The organism is Gluconobacter sp. P1C6_b, from assembly GCF_018811945.1.
Lineage (GTDB): Bacteria > Pseudomonadota > Alphaproteobacteria > Acetobacterales > Acetobacteraceae > Gluconobacter.
On record NZ_JACRVU010000011.1, the window covers coordinates 1 to 17,397 of the forward strand.

The window sequence follows — 17,397 nt, forward strand, 5'->3', positions numbered from 1 at the left end:
CCCCCCCCCCGCAACCAAGCGCAAGTCCTTCATAGAACACGACAAACCCGTCCTTACACGGCGGGTTTTTTGTTGTCTGAAATTCCCCGCAGGATGCAAATGGGAGTGAAAATCCAGCGTAGTTTAGGCTGATTCCACGTGTGCGTGAATATGTGATCGAGGCCGCGCGCGCAGGCGACATGCCACTATGGGAACAGGCGCTACGGGGGGATCATTATTCGGATGGAGCAGAGGAGGCGGGGCAAGGGTTTCCGCCAGTCGTCCCTCAATCTCCGCCGTGTGGGTTTCAAGTTGACCGATGCGATCTTTGAGGCGTGATCCCGGAACCCCATCCAGAATAGCCTTGTCCAGTTCGCGCTCGATCGTGGGAAGTTCGGATTTCAAAGCGACGCGAATGAACTCGTCACAGAATTCCCTGAAGAGGGCTGGATCCGGTATCTGGATCCGTAAGCCATTCAGAACCGATTTTTCCAGAACGTCCCGTCGGATCGTCAGACGGTTCTCGCAAGTGCCCTTGTTGCGGCTGGCACTCTGCACACGGATCGTGGGGGAGGCTGATTTCTGGCAGGAGGGTATCCTTATGAAAAGCAGTGCTTCACCCTACTCCGGTCACTTCGGGATATTGTAAAAGATCTTTCCCCGACTGATGTCGATGCGAATATTCCGGAATGACTCTGCGGGATGAGGCGTTGACGTCGTGGCTTCGAATGAACCCGCAGAGGTGATGACACGATAGCGGAAAAGACCATTGGAAAAATCCGGAAGCTTTTCTACGATTGCGTTTCCTGATGAGCCGGTGAGGGTCACTTCATGGGGGCGGATCAAGGCTGTGGCGCGTCCGTCTTCACCCTGAAAGGCAAAAGGAGCGATGTCACGGTTGTCTGGGATGAACTGACCTGCCTGAATGGTTCCGGGGAATTTGAGTGTTTCGCCCAGAAATTCCATGACGAAGGGGGTTGCGGGCGCTGCGTTCAGGGTGGAGGCGTCGGCGGCCTGTATGATGCGGCCGTCCTGCATGACGACCAGAGAGTCTGCGACATCCACCGCTTCTTCGTGGTCATGCGTGACAAGAATGGTTGTCAGATTCATCCGGTCATGCAGATCGCGGAGCCACCGGCGGATGTCGCGGCGCACGATGGGATCGAGCGCACCGAAAGGCTCGTCCAGCAGGAGAAGCCGGGGGGAGGTTGCCAGGGCGCGGGCGAGGGCAACACGCTGTCTCTGGCCGCCGGAAAGCTGGTCCGGATAGGCTTTTGCAAGATGGGGGAGCTGGATCAGCTCCAGCAGTTCGGTGACGCGGCGTTGTATGGATGAGGGATCGGGGCGGCGTGGGCGCGGCAGGACGTCGAGGCCGAAGGCGATGTTGCGGGCTACGGTCATGTGTCGGAACAGCGCGTAGTTCTGAAAGACGAACCCGATGCCGCGCTCCTGTACGGGGCGGTCATGGATGGGCACGCCGTCGATCAGGAGTCTGCCTTCGGAATGGGAGGAAAGACCGGCGATGGCTCTGAGCAGAGTGCTTTTCCCTGCACCTGACGGACCGACCAGGGCAACGAACGAACGGTCTTTGACAGTCAGGGTAATATCGTCAAGCAGCCTGCGCGAAGAGCGGGGAGCATATTGCGTAAAGGCTTCGAGGGTGATGCTCATAGATGCTGTTTTCTGAAAGAACGCTCGAGAAACATGCGGATCAGGACCGTTGTCATTGCGAAAAGGACCAGAAGGGCTGCCATCGCGAAGGCGGCCACGGACTGGTATCCGTTATAGAGGGTTTCGATATGGAGCGGCATTGTCTCGGTAACGCCGGGGATATGGCCGGAAATGACGGCGACTGCACCAAATTCACCCATGGCGCGCGCTGTTGTGAGGAGAATTCCTGAAAGAAGGGCCCAGCCTGCATCAGGCAGGGTGACGTGGATCAGGGTTTTCCAGAAGCCTGCGCCGAGCAGGAATGCGGCCTCCTCGGCGGCACGGCCCTGCTGTTCCATATAGGGCATGAGGGTGCGGGTTACATACGGGAAGGTTACGAAGAGTGTTGCGAGAACGATGCCGGGGACGGCGAAGGCCACATGGATGCCGTGCTGGGCGAGCCAGGTTCCCCACCAGCCCTGCCGTCCGAACAGCAGAAGCCAGACAAGGCCTGCAATGACAGGTGAAACGCTGATGGGCAGTTCTATCAGGCTGACCAGAAGGCGGCTCCCGCGGAAATCGTATTTCGTCAGCGTCCAGGCGGCAGCAATCCCGCCCGCCGTGTTGATGACGGTCACCAGTGCCGTGACGATGGCCGTCAGGCGGATGGCGGAGCGGGCTTCCGGGTCTTTCAGGGTTTCAAAGGCTGCGTGAAGGCCCTGACGCAGCGCTTCATGAAGGATCAGGAGAACAGGCAGGACGATGATAAGCCCGACTGCGCCATAGGTGAGGAGGGTCAGGAGGACAGGGATCGTTTTTGAGGAGTCGTTCATGCACCGTCCTCGCGGACCAGCCCCGAGGATACGGAGCGGCGCAGACGGCTGACGGCAACGAGGCAGAGCAGGGCGGTCACGAGCAGGATCAGGGCGATCGAGGTTGCGCCGTCATAATTGTACTCCTGAAGTCGCATGACAATCAGCAACGGAGCGACCTCGGTGTGGAAGGGTTGGTTTCCGGCAATGAAGATTACCGAGCCGTATTCTCCGATGCCACGGGCGAAGGCGAGGCCGGCGCCGCTCAGCAGAGGAGGCGTCAGTGTGGGAAGGAGAATGCGATGGAAGCGCTGCCATGCTGAGGCCCCCAGCAGAAAGGCCGCTTCCTCGACATCTTTGGGAAAGCTGCGCAGGACGGGCTCGATGGACCGCACGATGAAGGGCAGTCCGATGAAGGTCAGTGCGATCACGATTCCAGCAGGCGTAAAGGCGAGCTTCAGGCCCCAGGGATTGGAAAGGGACCCGATCCATCCGCCGGGGCCGTAAAGTGTGGCCAGGGCGATGCCTGTAACGGCTGTGGGAATGGCGAAAGGCAGGTCAATCATGGCGTCCAGCACGCGATGGCCGGGGGGGCGATAGCGGACGAGGGTCCAGGCCAGCAGCAGGCCGATGGGCAGGTCAATGAGTACGGCCAGCAGGGCGCATGTGAAACTGATCCGCAGGGCGGCGTACAGGCGTGCGTCGTACAGCGCATGGATCATCGGGCTGATGCCGTGTTGCCAGGGCCGGAGCAGCAGGGCCGTCAGGGGAAGGACGACGAGCAGCCCGGTCCAGAGCAGTGTCAGTCCAAGCGACAGGGAAAATCCCGGCAGGGCATGGCGCCGGTTTTGGGAGCTGCGCAGGGCCGTTACACTCGGCACTTTCATGGTCAGTGGCTGTAAATCTGATCAAAAATGCCACCATCCGAAAAATGCGTTTTCTGAAGACGGCTCCAGCCTCCCAGACTGGCCACGTCAAATGTCGTGGTTTTCGGGAAAACCGAGGCTGTCTCGGCCTGGATGGCGGGATCCACAGGGCGGAAATAATGTCTGGCTCCAATCCGCTGGCCTTCGGGAGAGAACAGGAACTCCAGATAGGCCCGGGAGAGGGCTTCCGTCCCGTGTTCCTGAACATTCCGGTCTACCGTTGCGACGGGAGGTTCAGCGAGAATGGTAAGTGGGGGTACGATGATGTCGAATTTGTCAGGACCCAGATCGCGCGCCGCCAGAAGGGCTTCATCTTCCCATGCGATCAGGACATCACCCAGTCCACGCTGAACAAAACTGTTCGTTGCCCCACGGGCGCCTGTATCGAGGGCGGGAACATGGGCGAAAAGGGCCTTGAGATAGGTCGTTGCGGACTGTTCCGTGCCGCCTGGCTGGTGGAGCGCCCAGCCCCATGCCGCCAGATAATTCCAGCGTGCGCCGCCGGATGTCTTGGGGTTGGGGGTGATAACCTGAATGCCGTCGCGAATGAGATCCGGCCAGTCGTGAATGTTTTTAGGATTACCCTTCCGCACCAGAAACACGATCGTGCTGGTATAGGGCGTTGAATTATGGGGCAGGCGCTTCTGCCAGTCAGAAGCCAGAAGGCCGTTCTGGGCAAGAATGTCTATATCGTATGCGAGACCCAGCGTGACGATATCGGCAGGCGCGCCTTCGAGAACCGAGCGTGCCTGCGCGCCGGAGCCTCCATGGGAGGATGTGACAACGACACTGTCTCCGCTGTGGGTTTTCGACCAGACAGCCGGGAAGGCGCGGTTGATATCACTGTAAAGTTCGCGGGTGGGGTCATAGGACACGTTCAGCAGCCTGTAGTCTGCGGCATGCGCGGAAGAAAGGCCCGCTATCCCTGCGAGGAAGGCTGCGCCCAAAGCCAGTGTACCTTTGAGGACGTAACGGCGGGACGACACGTTTTTCATGACCACGAACCTCTGGGAGCAGGGGAATGACAGATGACATTTACAACCAAATAATATAGTTGTTTTTATAAACAACGATGGAAACTGATTGTACGTCCGAATCATTTCGTCAAGCGGGCCTGTGCGGGATTCTTGTGGATGGACCAGAAAATCCCGGTTTTCTGAAGAAAATTTATGGCTTTTGGCATTGTGAGATGAGGCTCTATCAGGATTTGTGATTCTAATAACTATGATATAGGGTTTTTAAATCATAAAACGATCAGGAACAGTCAAATGGCCCTTGGTTCCGCTCCCGCCTCTGGAAAAAAAGCGTGCTGCGTTCCTGAGACAGTACGATCAGCCCCCCGCGCGGTCTGCACTTCTGCCCTTCAGGACAATATTCCGTCCCGTGCTGTCAGTTATGTGGACATGGTGCTGATCGGGCCTGGAGCTTACCGGATTGGCGCTGATGATTCCGAGGTTCACGTTGCGGACGGGGAAGGTCCGGTCCGGTCCGTTGACATGGATGCCTTCTGGATCGACAGATATGCCGTGACCAACCGGCAGTTTGCGGCCTTTGTTGCGGCTACGGGCTATGTCACGGAGGCTGAAAGCGAAGGCTGGTCCTTCGTGTTTGAAGGCGTGGCCACGGCGACGGGAAAGAAACGGCGTCTTCGGGGATCGGTCCCGCAGACGCCGTGGTGGCTGCCCGTTCGGGGCGCGCAGTGGCGGCATCCGGAGGGGCCGGGATCCCATATTTCGTCCCGGCAGGATCATCCGGTCGTGCATGTCTCGTGGCATGATGCGGTTGCGTACGCGAACTGGGTCGGCAAGCGCCTGCCGACGGAAGCGGAATGGGAAATAGCGGCGCGGGGGCGGATGGAGAACTTCCGCTATCCCTGGGGTAACGAGCTTCTTCCTGATGGTGAGCATCAGTGCAACATCTGGCAGGGAAGGTTCCCCGAAGAGAATACCAGGGAAGACGGGTATGTGACCACAGCGCCCGTTACGGCATTTCCGCCCAATGGGTATGGCCTGTACAATATGGTCGGGAATACGTGGGAATGGTGCGCTGATTTCTGGAGTCCGGACTGGCATCAGGATGAGAATGCCCTGACGCGGCATAATCCCGCCGGCCCTCCTGAGGGAACGGGCCGGGTGATCCGGGGCGGCTCGCATATGTGCCATCATTCCTACTGCAACCGGTATCGCAATTCGGCCCGGACCCATACGACGCCTGACAGTTCGCTGGGCCATATCGGTTTCAGATGTGCCTCCTCCGCTGTGGCGGAATTATGAGAATGGACCGCCCCGTGAAAATGGTCAGCCGGCGTCGTGTTCTCGCAGCGACGGCTGGAGCCAGTGCGGCGTTTTCGGCAGGAGGAGGGGCCAAAGCTCGTCCCGCACCGGCTGTTCCTTCGACCGACCGGAAGCCGAATATCATCTGGATCGTATGTCACGATATTCATGCGCCCCTTCTGGGCTGTTACGGAAATCCGCTTGCCGCAACGCCGACGATTGATGCCCTGGCACGGGAGGGCATCCGCTTTGAGCATGCTTACGCTGCCGCACCGGTCTGCTCCCCGTCGCGTTTTTCGCTGGTGACGGGTCTGTATCCGCAGAGTTGTGGCCCTGCGGAAAACATGCGTGCTGTGGCGCGGGTTGCAGGCCAGTTTCAGAATGTGCCCGAACAGATGCGGGAAGCGGGGTATTACTGCACCAATAACGTCTTTACCGATTACAACTGTGATCTGGATCCCAAAGCCATCTGGGATGAGTGTTCACTCACGGCGCACTGGCGCAACCGTCCAGAGGGGAAGCCCTTTTTTGCGGTTTACAACTATCTGATCACGCATGAATCCCATCTGTTCGAGACGGGGGCGACCATGACTGATCCTGCGCGGGTCAGTATCCCGCCTTATCTGCCGGATACGCCGGACATCCGGGCTTCGATTGCGCGGAACATTGATATGGTGAACCGGCAGGACAGGGCTGTTGCCCATATTCTGGATGAACTTCATCAGGATGATCTGGTGAAGGACACGATTGTCATGTTCTTCGCCGATCATGGCGGCGTACAGCCCCGAACAAAGCGGTATTGCTATGAAGGGGGACTGCATGTTCCCCTGATCGTGCGGTTTCCGGAGAAATACCGACATCTTGCCCATCGGGAGGCTGGGCGTCCCAGCCCTGATCTTGTCAGTCTGGTGGACATGGCTCCAACGACGCTGTCGCTGGCCGGGGTAGCCATTCCGCCACACATGCAGGGGCAGCCGTTTCTGGGGCGACGTATTGGGGCGGCGCGCGATCATGTGTTCAGCGGTCGCAATCGGATGGATGAGCGGCTGGATCTGATGCGAACGGTCCGGAACAGGCGCTACCGCTATATCCGCAATTACATGCCCCATCGCATTTACGGGCAGCATAATGCGTATGAATGGAAAGGGCGTGGCTACCAGTCCTGGGAAGAGGAATGGCTGGCAGGGCGTCTGAATGCCACTCAGGCCGCGTTCTGGCAGGCCAAGCCGGGCGAGGAGCTTTATGACATCGAGGCTGATCCGCACCAGATCAGCAATCTCGTGGACGATCCTGCGCATCAGGGGGTATTGCGGGATCTGCGTGGCGTTCTGGATGCGCAGATGATTGCGATCCACGACAATGCCTTCATTGCCGAAGGACTGCCGCAGCAGGGATATCAGGAGAGTCGTCAGCCCGGCGCCTATCCACTGCCTGCGCTGATGGCCCTCGGGGCGAAGGTGATCCAGCGCAGGGCAGAGAATCTTCCGGCGTTCAGAACATATCTTCAGGATAAAAACGAGGTCCTGCGGTACTGGGCCGCGACTGGGATTCTGGCTGTGCAGACGCCGCTGGATGCCCGGACGACCCATGACGTGGCGATGGCATTCGGGAAGGAAACGTCTCCCGTGATCAAAGCGGTGCAGGGCGAAATCCTGCTGAATGGCCCTCATGCGGCTCAGGCGCTTGGATGGATGGCCGCCACGATTGCGAAGCCGGGGCAGCCGGAGGGCTCCCTGGCAGCCGTTCTGGCAGCGACCTATGGAAAGAATGCGCGCTCTCCCGATGTGAGATCAGCCGTTCAGACGGCTCTGACGGCCCGTGTTTCGCCGCCCGACATACAGGGTGTGCTGGGTGTTTTCGCAGTGCGGGCTGCTGCGCGTTATCTCAGCGAAAAACTCAGTGGAACCTATACGCCGCGCGCGAAACAGCCTTCGAATTTTGATGCAGGCAGCATGCAGAGTCCGGCCGGAAAGATGCTGGTGGCTGCCATGGGGGGCAGGATCGGCGATCCGCAGATCTAGGGGCTGCTCCGGGCATCGGATTTCAGCTTTCTTCTGCGCCCACAGGGCGTGCGGTCCCGCTCCGGGCCGAATATCCGGAGGATCGGAATGGTACAGGTCAGACGTCGCAACCTTCTTGCCGCGGGTGGAGGAGCCTTCGCTGCGACAGGATACGGGCATGCTCTCCCGGCGCGCCGGTGGACGAATATTCTCTATATTCATTCCCATGACAGCGGGCGGTCACTCGAGCCTTATGACAGCGCTGTCTCCACGCCGGAAATAGCCTCTCTTGCCCGCGATGGTGTGCTGTTCCGGCAGGCTTTCAGTGCGGCACCGGTCTGTTCTCCCAGTCGTGCGGCCCTGCTGACCGGTCAGTCTCCGCATCGCTCGGGAATGCTCGGGCTGGCGCATCGGGGGTTCAGCCTGCACGATCCGCGGCAGCTTCTTTTCCGGGATCTGCAGAAATTCGGATATCAGGCCGTCCTGACCGGGATGCAGCACGTCGCCGCAGATCCGGAGGCGCTGGGATATGACAGAAATCTCGGATACCGCGACGAAAACGGAAAGTGGCGGGCCGAGGCGGCGATTGTTGCGCCTATTGCCGAGCGGTTTCTGGACAGCCGGCCAAAACAGCCCTTCTTCCTGGATGTCGGATTTTTCGAAACGCATCGAGACTATCCTGATCCGACAGCGGCCGATCTGGAGCGTGTGCGGGATATTCCCCGGCCGCTGCCTGACACGCCCGAAACCCGACGCGATTTTGCGGCTTTCGGGGCCAGCGCACGACAACTGGATGCAGGTGTGGGGTGTGTTCTGCGGGCGTTGTCCCGAAATGGTTACGCCGGGAACACACTGGTCATTTTCGTAACGGATCACGGTGTCGCCTTCCCCCGCATGAAATGCACCCTGACGGATGACGGGATCGGAACGGCGCTTGTCATGCGGGGCCCGGGTCTGGCTGTGGGGCATCAGTCGGACGTGATGGTTTCCCAGATTGATATCTTTCCGACCGTTTATGATTATCTGGGCATTCCGCGCCCGTCCTGGCTGACGGGTACGTCATTTCTGTCCGTATTGCGGGGCGGGCAGGAGGAAATCCGGGATGCCGTGTTTTCCGAGATGACGTATCATGCGGCCTATGAGCCGATGCGTGCGGTGCGAACCCGCCGGTGGAAATATATCCGCAGGTTTGGGAACCGTCGGCAGCCTGTCCTGCCCAACTGTGATGACAGTCCGAGCAAATCCGTCTGGGTCAGGGCCGGGTGGCAGGATCAGGTTCTGCCCGAGGAAGAACTGTATGATCTGACGTTCGATCCTACGGAGCATTGCAATCTTTATGCTGATCCCCGTTTTCATGACGCCCTCAAGGAGATGCGAAAGCGGTTGAGACGCTGGATGCAGAAAACGCAGGACCCGCTTCTCAAGGGGCGTGTGGCGGCTCCGGCAGGGGCTGTCGTGAATCCGGTTGATGGTCAGTCGCCTTCGGAGCCGACCGTGCCGGCCTGAGGGAGGCTCCGGCCTCTCATGCCTGAGAAGCCGGAGCTTTGTGCCTTTTTATTTCTTCTGGGCAAAGGCGGGGGCAACGGCCGTCTCGGTATGGGGTACGCCTGAGGGAGTCCAGTCATAAGGAACTGGCTGGATACGATAGACCCAGTTGGAGCGGGTCGGTCTGTCAGGGGAAGTACCGGGTGTTTCGCCGGAATAGGGAGAGACATATTCCCACACGATCTCGCCCTTGGGGGTGACCTGGAAAAAGCGGCCGTTCATGCCTTCGTCGATGAGGGTGTTGCCATTGGGCAGCCGGTCTGCGGAGCTGATGAAGCTGCTGTAAAAGGACCATGGCGGCCCTCCCGAGTTCTCGCCTGTATATTGCCAAACGACCTGAGCTGTTACGGGATTGATTTCCAGGATCCGGGAGCCACTGGTGACCTGAAGAGGACGTGCCGGATAGCCTGCTTCGCCCTGGTTGTCGAAAACGATCAGATTGCCTGCACCGGGCAGCCCTTGAGGGATGAGATGCGCGTCATGCTGGCCGACGAACTGGTCTACGGCGAAGGGAACCGCAGGTTCCGTCCGGCGGCGCTGGGGAAGGTTGGGCCCCAGACGCCAGACGACCTTGCCAGAGTGGCGATCCAGAATTGCGATGAAGTTCGCCTCCCGTGAGTCGATCATGATGTTGTCGGGATCGAAACGCTTGTCGCCTGCCCGGTACCAGTGGTTGTCGCCCACAAGCTGCATGTTGTTGATATGCAAGTAATCGGGATTTTCGGCATGGAGAACAAGCTGGAGCTGGCTGTCGGTAAATCCGAACTCCTGGAGGTGATCGCCAGCTTTCCAGGTCCAGCGAATTTTTCCGGTCGGACCGATATCGTAAATCACGTCATCAAGCACCGGTTTTGCCCCACCGGGTACGGAGCGGTTCTGGTTGGCCAGCAGGAGTGTGCCGCCATCGGGCAGACGGGCCCAGTCATGGTGCTGGCGGGCATTGCCTTCAGGCGATTGCAGCCCCCATTCCCAGAGCGTTTTGTCTGACCAGTCCACATAGCCGAAAGTTCTGTTGCGGAAACCGGCCGTGGCCCCGGGGATCTTGTGTGTTCCGTCTCCCCGGATTTCGGAGAGCTGAAGACCGATCACGCCTTTCTGGCCCTGAACCAGTGCAGGATCGACATATCTGGCGGGAAAGCCCGACTGTGCCCATTGCCGGACTTCGTGGCCATTCATGTCGATGAGATGGGTATGATTGTCGCTGCCCGAGAACAGAATAAAGCTGTTGTAGGCCTTTTCTGGAGCGTAGCGGGTCACGCCGGTTGGCACTACGCTCGGAACGGCGTTTGCCGGTGTCGGGTGGAACGCTGCCACAGTGCATATCGCCAGCGCTCCCGCCGTGGCGGTGGAGAGCCTGAGTCGAAGCGAAGCCATATCACTTACCTTGTCTTCTGGGTTTCAGGGCCTGTCGGTGCCCTGGGGACTGAAGCCGCTTCCACGGGTCATTTCAACCAACCTATATGGTTTTTATTAATTTACATCATATTTTTCAGTCTATAAAATATATAACTTAACAATATAGTTATTAACTTCCATCGAAAGCCTTGCAGATGAGCCGATTTGTTCAGAGGCGTCGTGCCTTTCTCACGACTGTTGCCGGGATTGGCCTTGGAGGACTTACAGGGCTGGACTCGCAGGCGATGGGCCAGCCCCGTTCTCCGACTCGTTCCGGTAACGGAGCCACGCCGCCCAACATCATTTTCATTCTGGCGGATGATCTCGGATATGCAGATGTCAGTTGTTTCGGGACGCCGGGCTTCACAACGCCGTCCATTGATCGCATTGCCCATGAGGGGATCAAACTGACACGTGCCTATGCGAATTCTGCCGTCTGCTCCGCGACACGGACTGCGCTGATTACCGGGCGTTATCAGGATCGCATTGCCTGTGGTCTTGAAGAACCCATCGCCTCATCCAGCGGGAAAGTCGGTCTTCCTCCGGGACTGCCGACCTTGCCGGAACAGCTTCACAGGGCAGGGTACAAGACGGCTCTGGTAGGGAAATGGCATCTTGGCAGCCCTCCGCAATTCGGGCCTCTGAAAAGCGGGTATGACCATTTTTACGGTATTTCGGGCGGGGCTGCCGATTATTTCACCCATCAGGCAAAGCCCGGTGAAGATCAGTTCTACCGCGATGATCATCTGATCCATGATCATGGTTATCTCACAGGGCTTCTGGGGGATGAGGCCGTTCGTCTGGTGGAGACTTTTGCCGGAGGGACATCGCCATTTTTCCTCAGCCTGCATTTCAATGCTCCGCACTGGCCCTGGGAGGGGCCGGAGGACGAGGGCGAGTCAAAGCGGCTGAAAGGCAGGATCTTCGATTACGATGGTGGAACGCAGGAGACTTACGGCCGCATGGTCAGGGCCATGGATGATCAGATCGGACGTGTGCTGGCCGCGCTCGACAGTCATCACCTGACGGAAAATACGATCGTCGTGTTCACCAGCGATAACGGAGGCGAGCGATTCTCCGATATCTGGCCGTTTACGGGTATGAAGGGGGAGCTGTTGGAAGGCGGTCTGAGAGTGCCGGCGGTCCTCAGATGGCCTGCCCGGGTCAAGCCTGGGTCTGAAAGCGATCAGACCATTGTCACGATGGACTGGCTCCCCAGTTTTCTTGCTGCAGCCGGGGCTGCGCCGGACGCTACGTTCCCCTCCGATGGAACGAGCCTTCTGCCCTTCCTCCTCGATCCGTCAAAGCGGCAGGCGCGGTCGCTGTTCTGGCGTTACAAGATTCATGACCAGCATGCGCATCTCGATGGCAACTACAAATATCTGAAAATCGCAGACAACGAATTCCTCTTTGATGTTGTCAATGATCCCCGTGAAAGGGCCAATCTGAAGGATCGCAAACCGGAACTGTTTGCGCGTCTGAAGAAGGAATGGGCGGAGTGGAACGCCACCATGCTGCCTTTCCCGCAAGGGAGTTATAGCTGGGGGGCGGATGGTCCGCATTTTGCGGATCACTACGGCGTCTCCCCGGCAGATTAGGGGAAGAAGAGGTCTGACACTGCCCTGCTTGCCGGCAAGCAGGGCATTCTGCTGCGGATCGATCAGGTTACTGACGCTGAGTAGGCGCGCGGCCTTGCAGGATCAGCCTGCCGTTCAGACGTTACGGCATAAATGAACTATATAAAAAAGCTATATAAAAACATTTCCCGAATCCATAACGGCTGTATGGACGACCCTACGACTAATATGTATCGTTTTTAAATATAAGAACCATAACATATAGTGTTAAAGCGGCTCCGGGAGCACTCTGGCCATGAAGAAAAGATATGTTCTGCTCACCGCCATCGTGGCCACCGTCGATGCAACAGCCTGGGAAAGCGCACAGGCGAAAGGTCCCGGTCCGGATGAACGCAATGGCGCCACCCATGTCGCGCACGGCCATCACCCTGCCAGGCCGGTTCCGGCTGTTTCGCCGGGCGGAAAATCTGCGAAAGTGCTGGCTGCACATCCCGAAGAAATCCATGTGGTCGCATCGCAGGCCCAGCGTGCGGCCCAGACGATCGACAAAGAGACGCACGATCTTCAGAATGTTCCGCAGGCGGCGACGCGGATCAGTGCACAGGAACTGAAGGCGGAGCATATTACGGCGCTGCCGCAGGCAGCCCGCCTGCTTCCCACTGTCCAGCTCAACATCTCCAATCCGCGTAATACGACTATCAATATCCGTGGTCTTGGAGCCGCGGGGACCGCTCCAACGGATGGCATCGAAGGCGGTGTGTCGGTGTATGTTGACGGGGTGTATCGTTCGCGCCCGGCCACGGCACTCAGCGATCTGGTGGATCTGAACGGGATAACCGTCCTGCGTGGTCCGGCCGGGACGGAAGGCGGCATGACGGCGACGGCAGGCGCCATTCAGCTCACCACTGCGGCTCCGGACCTGCATACGCGGCATATCTATGGCGAAGCCGGGGTAGGGAATTATGACTATAACCGCTGGAGCCTTGGGCTTACGACACCGCTGATCAAGGACAAGCTTGCCATCCGCCTGAGTGCGCTGGGTTATGGAAACAGCGGCTGGGTCAAGAATCTTGCGGGCGGGGGGGACGTCAACGGACAGACAAGCCGCTCTTTCCGGGCTCAGGTCCTGTATCACCCCACGGACGAACTGAGCATCCGGCTGACGGGAGATTATGCCCATCTGCGCGAAAACTGCTGCTCCGGGGGCCTGTACAAGGTTGTTGCAACCAAAACGGATGGAAGTGCCGTGGCAGGGACGCTTGCCCAGCGTCTGGGCTGGACCGGCTACGCCCCGACGGCGCCGTCCAATGCGCCCTATACCATCAACCGAAGCTCCCTTTCGGATGCCGAACAGGAAGATATGGGACTTTCGGGACATGTGGACTGGCATCATGCCAATTTCACACTGTCGTCCATCACGGCTTTTCGCTGGTGGAACTGGGCGCCGCATAATGACGGGGATCTGGGGCCGGCCGACGCCATCATGAACTCCAACGCCAAGGTCGATCAGAATCAGTTCACGCAGGAGCTGCGCTTTTCGAGTTCCTGGGGGCATCTGCTCGATTATCGGGTCGGAGCCTTCTACATGTGGCAGGAAAACCGCGTTTACGGTGATACCCGATATGGGCCTGATGCCGGGGCATGGTATGGTTATGGTACGGGGAGTTCACCTGTTGCCGGTGTTTCGACCGCGCAGGCTTCCAATGTTCTGAATAATTATGACGTCCGCAGTTATGGACAGCCGACGACCAATTATTATGGCCTGTACGCGGACGGAACCTGGCACGTTACCCGGAAACTGGATTTCGTGACCGGCGTCAGATATAATTACGACGCAAAAACGGGTAGCTATTCCCAGTGGCAGGTCACACCCGACAGCTATAATTCGGCTCTTACGCCTCTAGCGACGGCGCAGAAAATCTGGGCTCTGTACGGGACCAATACGGGATATGGCGCGCATCTCGATAACGGTTTCGTAACCGGACAGTTTGTTGCGAAATACCACCTGACGGATAACGCCATGATCTATGGCCGTTATGGGCGCGGCGGAAAATCCGGTGGTCTTAACCTGGTATCATTTTCGGCAAATCAGCTCTCTCAGGGGGCGGTGTCTCCGAATGTCGGGAAAGAGACGGACGATGCGTTCGAAGTCGGGGCGAAAGCGCAGTTCCTGCAAAATCGCCTTCTGGTCAGTGGTGCGCTGTATCAGACCAACGACCACAATTATCAGGTAACGGCCGTTCGCGAATATCAGGGCGCGCTGGTGTCCTATCTGAGCAGTGCTCCGAAAGTCCGCGTCCGTGGTGCGGAAATGGATATCCACTACAGCCCGATCGTCAATCTCGTGACGTCCCTTTCGGCCTCTTATAACGACGCACAGTTCCTGCAGTATTCCACAAGCGCCCCGCCGGAAGTGGCATGGACGGGGGCTTACAGTCTGGCGCACACACAGATTCCGTTTGTTCCGAGATGGGCGCTTTCCGCTGCGGTGCAGTATTCGCACGGGATCGGAAAAGTCTTTTCCCGTCGCCTCGATGCCTATGCTGGCGGCAGCTATAATTACAATACGCGCATGAACACCTCCAGCAACAACTCTGCTTATGGCTGGGTGCCGGCTTACGGAACGCTGAACCTGAATTTCGGGCTGCGTGACCATCAGGGGCGCTGGGAGCTTGCCGGCTTTATCAATAATGCGACGGACGAGCGGCGCGTAACGCAGATCTCTCAGGGGAGTGCGGCCTCCGGCAATGGAAGCTGGTATGCGTATGTCAGTCAGCCGCGCAATTTCGGTTTTATTGCCCGCGTCAATTACTGAACCCGCAGGACGACTGCTGCTGTTCCCGTACTTAGGGAACAGTCATGGGAAAGATGTCATGAAAATACGCACATATCTGGGTCTTCTTCTTGGCAGCACGCTTCTGTTCGGGGCTGCTCAGCAGAGTGTCCGGGCTGCGGAACCTCCCGAAGGAACGCAGGGCTGGCCCCAATTGCCGCAGGCACCTAAAAATGCACCCAATATCGTCGTGATCCTGATCGATGATGTCGGATTTGGTGCGACAAATGTTTTTGGTGGTCCGATTTCAACGCCGGTTTTCTCACGTTTGGCCAGCAATGGGCTCAGATATAACAATTTCCATGTCAATGCCCTGTGCTCGCCTTCCCGGGCCTCACTGCTGACGGGATATAATGACCGGCAGGTGGGGTTCGGCAATATCGAAGAAGCTGCGTCAAAGCATCCGGGATATAATACCGTTTTGCCGACGAATGTGACGCCGATTGCCGAAGTTCTCAAGGAACACGGGTATAATACGGCGGCGTTCGGGAAATGGCACAACACGCCTTACTGGCAGATTAGCGCCGCGGGTCCATTTGACCTGTGGCCGACTGGTCGGTGGGGGTTTGAGCACTTCTACGGCTTTCTCGCCGCGGCGGATAACCAGTATTATCCCCGCCTTTACCGTGATCAGACCCCTGTAGAGCCGTCATCCACGCCGGAGCAGGGGTATTATTTCACGACAGACATCACCAACGAAGCAATTCGCTGGCTGCACCAGCATGATGCCGTTGCGCATGACAAGCCTTTCTTCATCTATTACGCGACGGGTGCCACACATGAGCCGCATCATGTTCCAAAGGCATGGATTGCGAAATACAAAGGAAAGTTCGATCAGGGCTGGGACGTTATCCGACAGCAGAGCTTTGATCGGCAGAAGGCGCTGGGCGTCATCCCCGCAAATGCGGAACTGACGCCACGGCCTTCCACGCTGCCGGCGTGGAACAGTCTGTCGCCTGACGAAAAGAAGCTCCTTGCGCATCAGGCGGAGGTATATGCGGCCTTTGCGGAAGAAACGGATCAGGAAGTCGGGCGGCTTCTGGCAACACTTCGGGAGGAGGGGATTTCTGACAATACGCTCGTTCTCGAAGTCTTCGGGGATAATGGCGGGAGTGCCGAAGGCGGCTTCCTGGGCAAGGACGTCAAGAATGCTGATGGAAGCACACCCGATGTCAGGACACGCCTTGCTGACAGCGATGCACTGGGAAGTGAGCTCTACTTCAATCACTATGCTGCGGCCTGGGCGTGGGCGCTGACCTCTCCTTTTCAGGGCACGAAACAGGATGCCGCCCATTTGGGAGGGACGACGGATCCGCTGGTGATCTCATGGCCCGCACGCATCCATGATGCCAATGGGCTGAGGGGGCAGTTCAGTCATCTGAATGATATTGCCCCGACGCTTTACGAAGCCGCTGGCATCACGCCCCCATCCCGCACGGCGGGCATTGAACAGATCCCGCTCGAAGGTAAAAGTCTGCTCTATACGTTCGATCACCCTGATGCTCCCTCCCGCCACAGGGTTCAGTATTTCACCACGAGTGGAAATCTGGGGATCTATTCCGATGGCTGGTGGGCTGGACAACTGGCGCAGGAGACCTGGGAGGTTGGTGATAACCGGGTGTATCTCGCCCGAGGCGTGCAGCCCAGGACACATCCGTGGGAGCTTTACAGACTGAGCGATGATTACAGTCAGGCGCATGATCTGGCCGCGAAATATCCTGAAAAACTGAAAGAGCTTCAGGCTCTGTTCCAGAAGGAAGCTATCCGCAATCACGCAGACCCGATCCGGCCCGGAATAGATGCGTATCCGCTGGGGACGGCAACGGGCCAGACGGTTTTTACGTATCGCTCTGGTGTGGACCGCGTCAGCACGAGGTTTGCGCCTGATCTGGGGAACGATCCTTATACGCTGAGTGCGGACATCGATATTCCTGCCGGTGGCGCACAGGGGGTTATTTTCGCCGAGGGCGGACGGTATGGCGGAGTTGCGCTCTATGTCTCGAACGGACGCCTGGTTTATGAAGCGAATGCGCATGGTGTGCGTACAGGCCAGATCGTGACGTCTGCGCCTCTTCCCGTCGGGCAGCGGCATATCGTTGTGACGGTTACGCCGGAGCAGGAGCGTAAAACCGGAAAAACGGATGCTGCAGCGGAGATGATCCGTCGCTGGGTGGGCGGAAAACCTGTTCCCGCAGCAGTCACCTTATCGGTCGACGGGGCTTCGGCGGGACAGGCGCATTTCAGCAACATCGCCCTGTCATCGCGGGAGACACTCGATATCGGCCGTGATCTGGGGTCTGCCGTCAGTCCGGCCTACACGGTCCCCGCAGCATTTACGGGACGCATCGACAAGGTCACGCTTGTCACACCGAAACTGTCCGATCAGTGAAGCCTGTTTTCTCAAAGG

The 17,397-nt window shown here is 58.3% G+C and carries 11 protein-coding genes; 6 read left to right on the plus strand and 5 right to left on the minus strand.

Annotated elements, in window-relative coordinates; all coding sequences use genetic code 11:
- Nucleotides 1-609 precede the first annotated feature (609 nt).
- The 4 genes from KP701_RS09150 to KP701_RS09165 are packed head-to-tail and all read right to left on the minus strand — an operon-like array spanning nt 610 to nt 4,362.
- Nucleotides 610-1,650 (minus strand): sulfate/molybdate ABC transporter ATP-binding protein, encoded by a 1,041-nt coding sequence (locus KP701_RS09150; protein ID WP_215746918.1) that lies wholly within the window; start codon nt 1,648-1,650, stop codon nt 610-612.
- Nucleotides 1,647-2,462 carry a sulfate ABC transporter permease gene (locus tag KP701_RS09155; RefSeq protein ID WP_215746919.1) on the minus strand — a complete coding sequence of 272 codons (816 nt, stop codon included), beginning with the start codon at nt 2,460-2,462 and terminating at the stop codon, nt 1,647-1,649. The genes KP701_RS09150 and KP701_RS09155 overlap by 4 nt, the downstream gene beginning before the upstream one ends.
- Entirely contained in the window at nt 2,459-3,328 is an 870-nt protein-coding gene (cysT, locus tag KP701_RS09160; RefSeq protein ID WP_215746920.1) for a sulfate ABC transporter permease subunit CysT, read from the minus strand. The genes KP701_RS09155 and cysT overlap by 4 nt, the downstream gene beginning before the upstream one ends.
- Nucleotides 3,329-3,330: 2 nt before the next feature.
- On the minus strand, nt 3,331-4,362 hold the full coding sequence (locus KP701_RS09165) for a sulfate ABC transporter substrate-binding protein (protein ID WP_215746921.1): 1,032 nt from the start codon (nt 4,360-4,362) through the stop codon (nt 3,331-3,333).
- A gap of 273 nt (nt 4,363-4,635) precedes the next feature.
- Between KP701_RS09165 and KP701_RS09170 the strand changes: the two genes are divergently transcribed.
- From KP701_RS09170 to KP701_RS09180, 3 genes are all read left to right on the plus strand, one after another.
- Complete coding sequence (locus KP701_RS09170; RefSeq protein WP_215746922.1) at nt 4,636-5,640, plus strand: formylglycine-generating enzyme family protein; 1,005 nt, start codon at nt 4,636-4,638, stop codon at nt 5,638-5,640.
- Nucleotides 5,641-5,642: 2 nt separating this feature from the next.
- Complete coding sequence (locus KP701_RS09175) at nt 5,643-7,661, plus strand: sulfatase (RefSeq protein WP_215746923.1); 2,019 nt, start codon at nt 5,643-5,645, stop codon at nt 7,659-7,661.
- A gap of 87 nt (nt 7,662-7,748) precedes the next feature.
- Nucleotides 7,749-9,146, plus strand: a complete 1,398-nt coding sequence (locus tag KP701_RS09180) for a sulfatase (RefSeq protein WP_215746924.1) — start codon at nt 7,749-7,751, stop codon at nt 9,144-9,146.
- 48 nt (nt 9,147-9,194) lie between these two features.
- On the opposite strand, the gene KP701_RS09185 is transcribed toward KP701_RS09180, so the two are convergent.
- The gene (locus KP701_RS09185) at nt 9,195-10,559 is read right to left on the minus strand and encodes an aryl-sulfate sulfotransferase (RefSeq protein ID WP_215746925.1); all 1,365 of its coding nucleotides are present in this window, start codon (nt 10,557-10,559) and stop codon (nt 9,195-9,197) included.
- A gap of 176 nt (nt 10,560-10,735) precedes the next feature.
- Here KP701_RS09185 and KP701_RS09190 point away from each other — a divergent pair, with 176 nt between their 5' ends.
- The 3 genes from KP701_RS09190 (at nt 10,736) to KP701_RS09200 (ending at nt 17,379) form a co-directional block, all read left to right on the plus strand.
- Nucleotides 10,736-12,178, plus strand: a complete 1,443-nt coding sequence (locus tag KP701_RS09190) for a sulfatase (RefSeq protein WP_215746926.1) — start codon at nt 10,736-10,738, stop codon at nt 12,176-12,178.
- Nucleotides 12,179-12,452: 274 nt separating this feature from the next.
- Complete coding sequence (locus KP701_RS09195; protein WP_215746927.1) at nt 12,453-14,972, plus strand: TonB-dependent receptor; 2,520 nt, start codon at nt 12,453-12,455, stop codon at nt 14,970-14,972.
- Nucleotides 14,973-15,030: 58 nt separating this feature from the next.
- Entirely contained in the window at nt 15,031-17,379 is a 2,349-nt protein-coding gene (locus tag KP701_RS09200; RefSeq protein ID WP_215746928.1) for an arylsulfatase, read from the plus strand.
- Nucleotides 17,380-17,397: the final 18 nt, after the last annotated feature.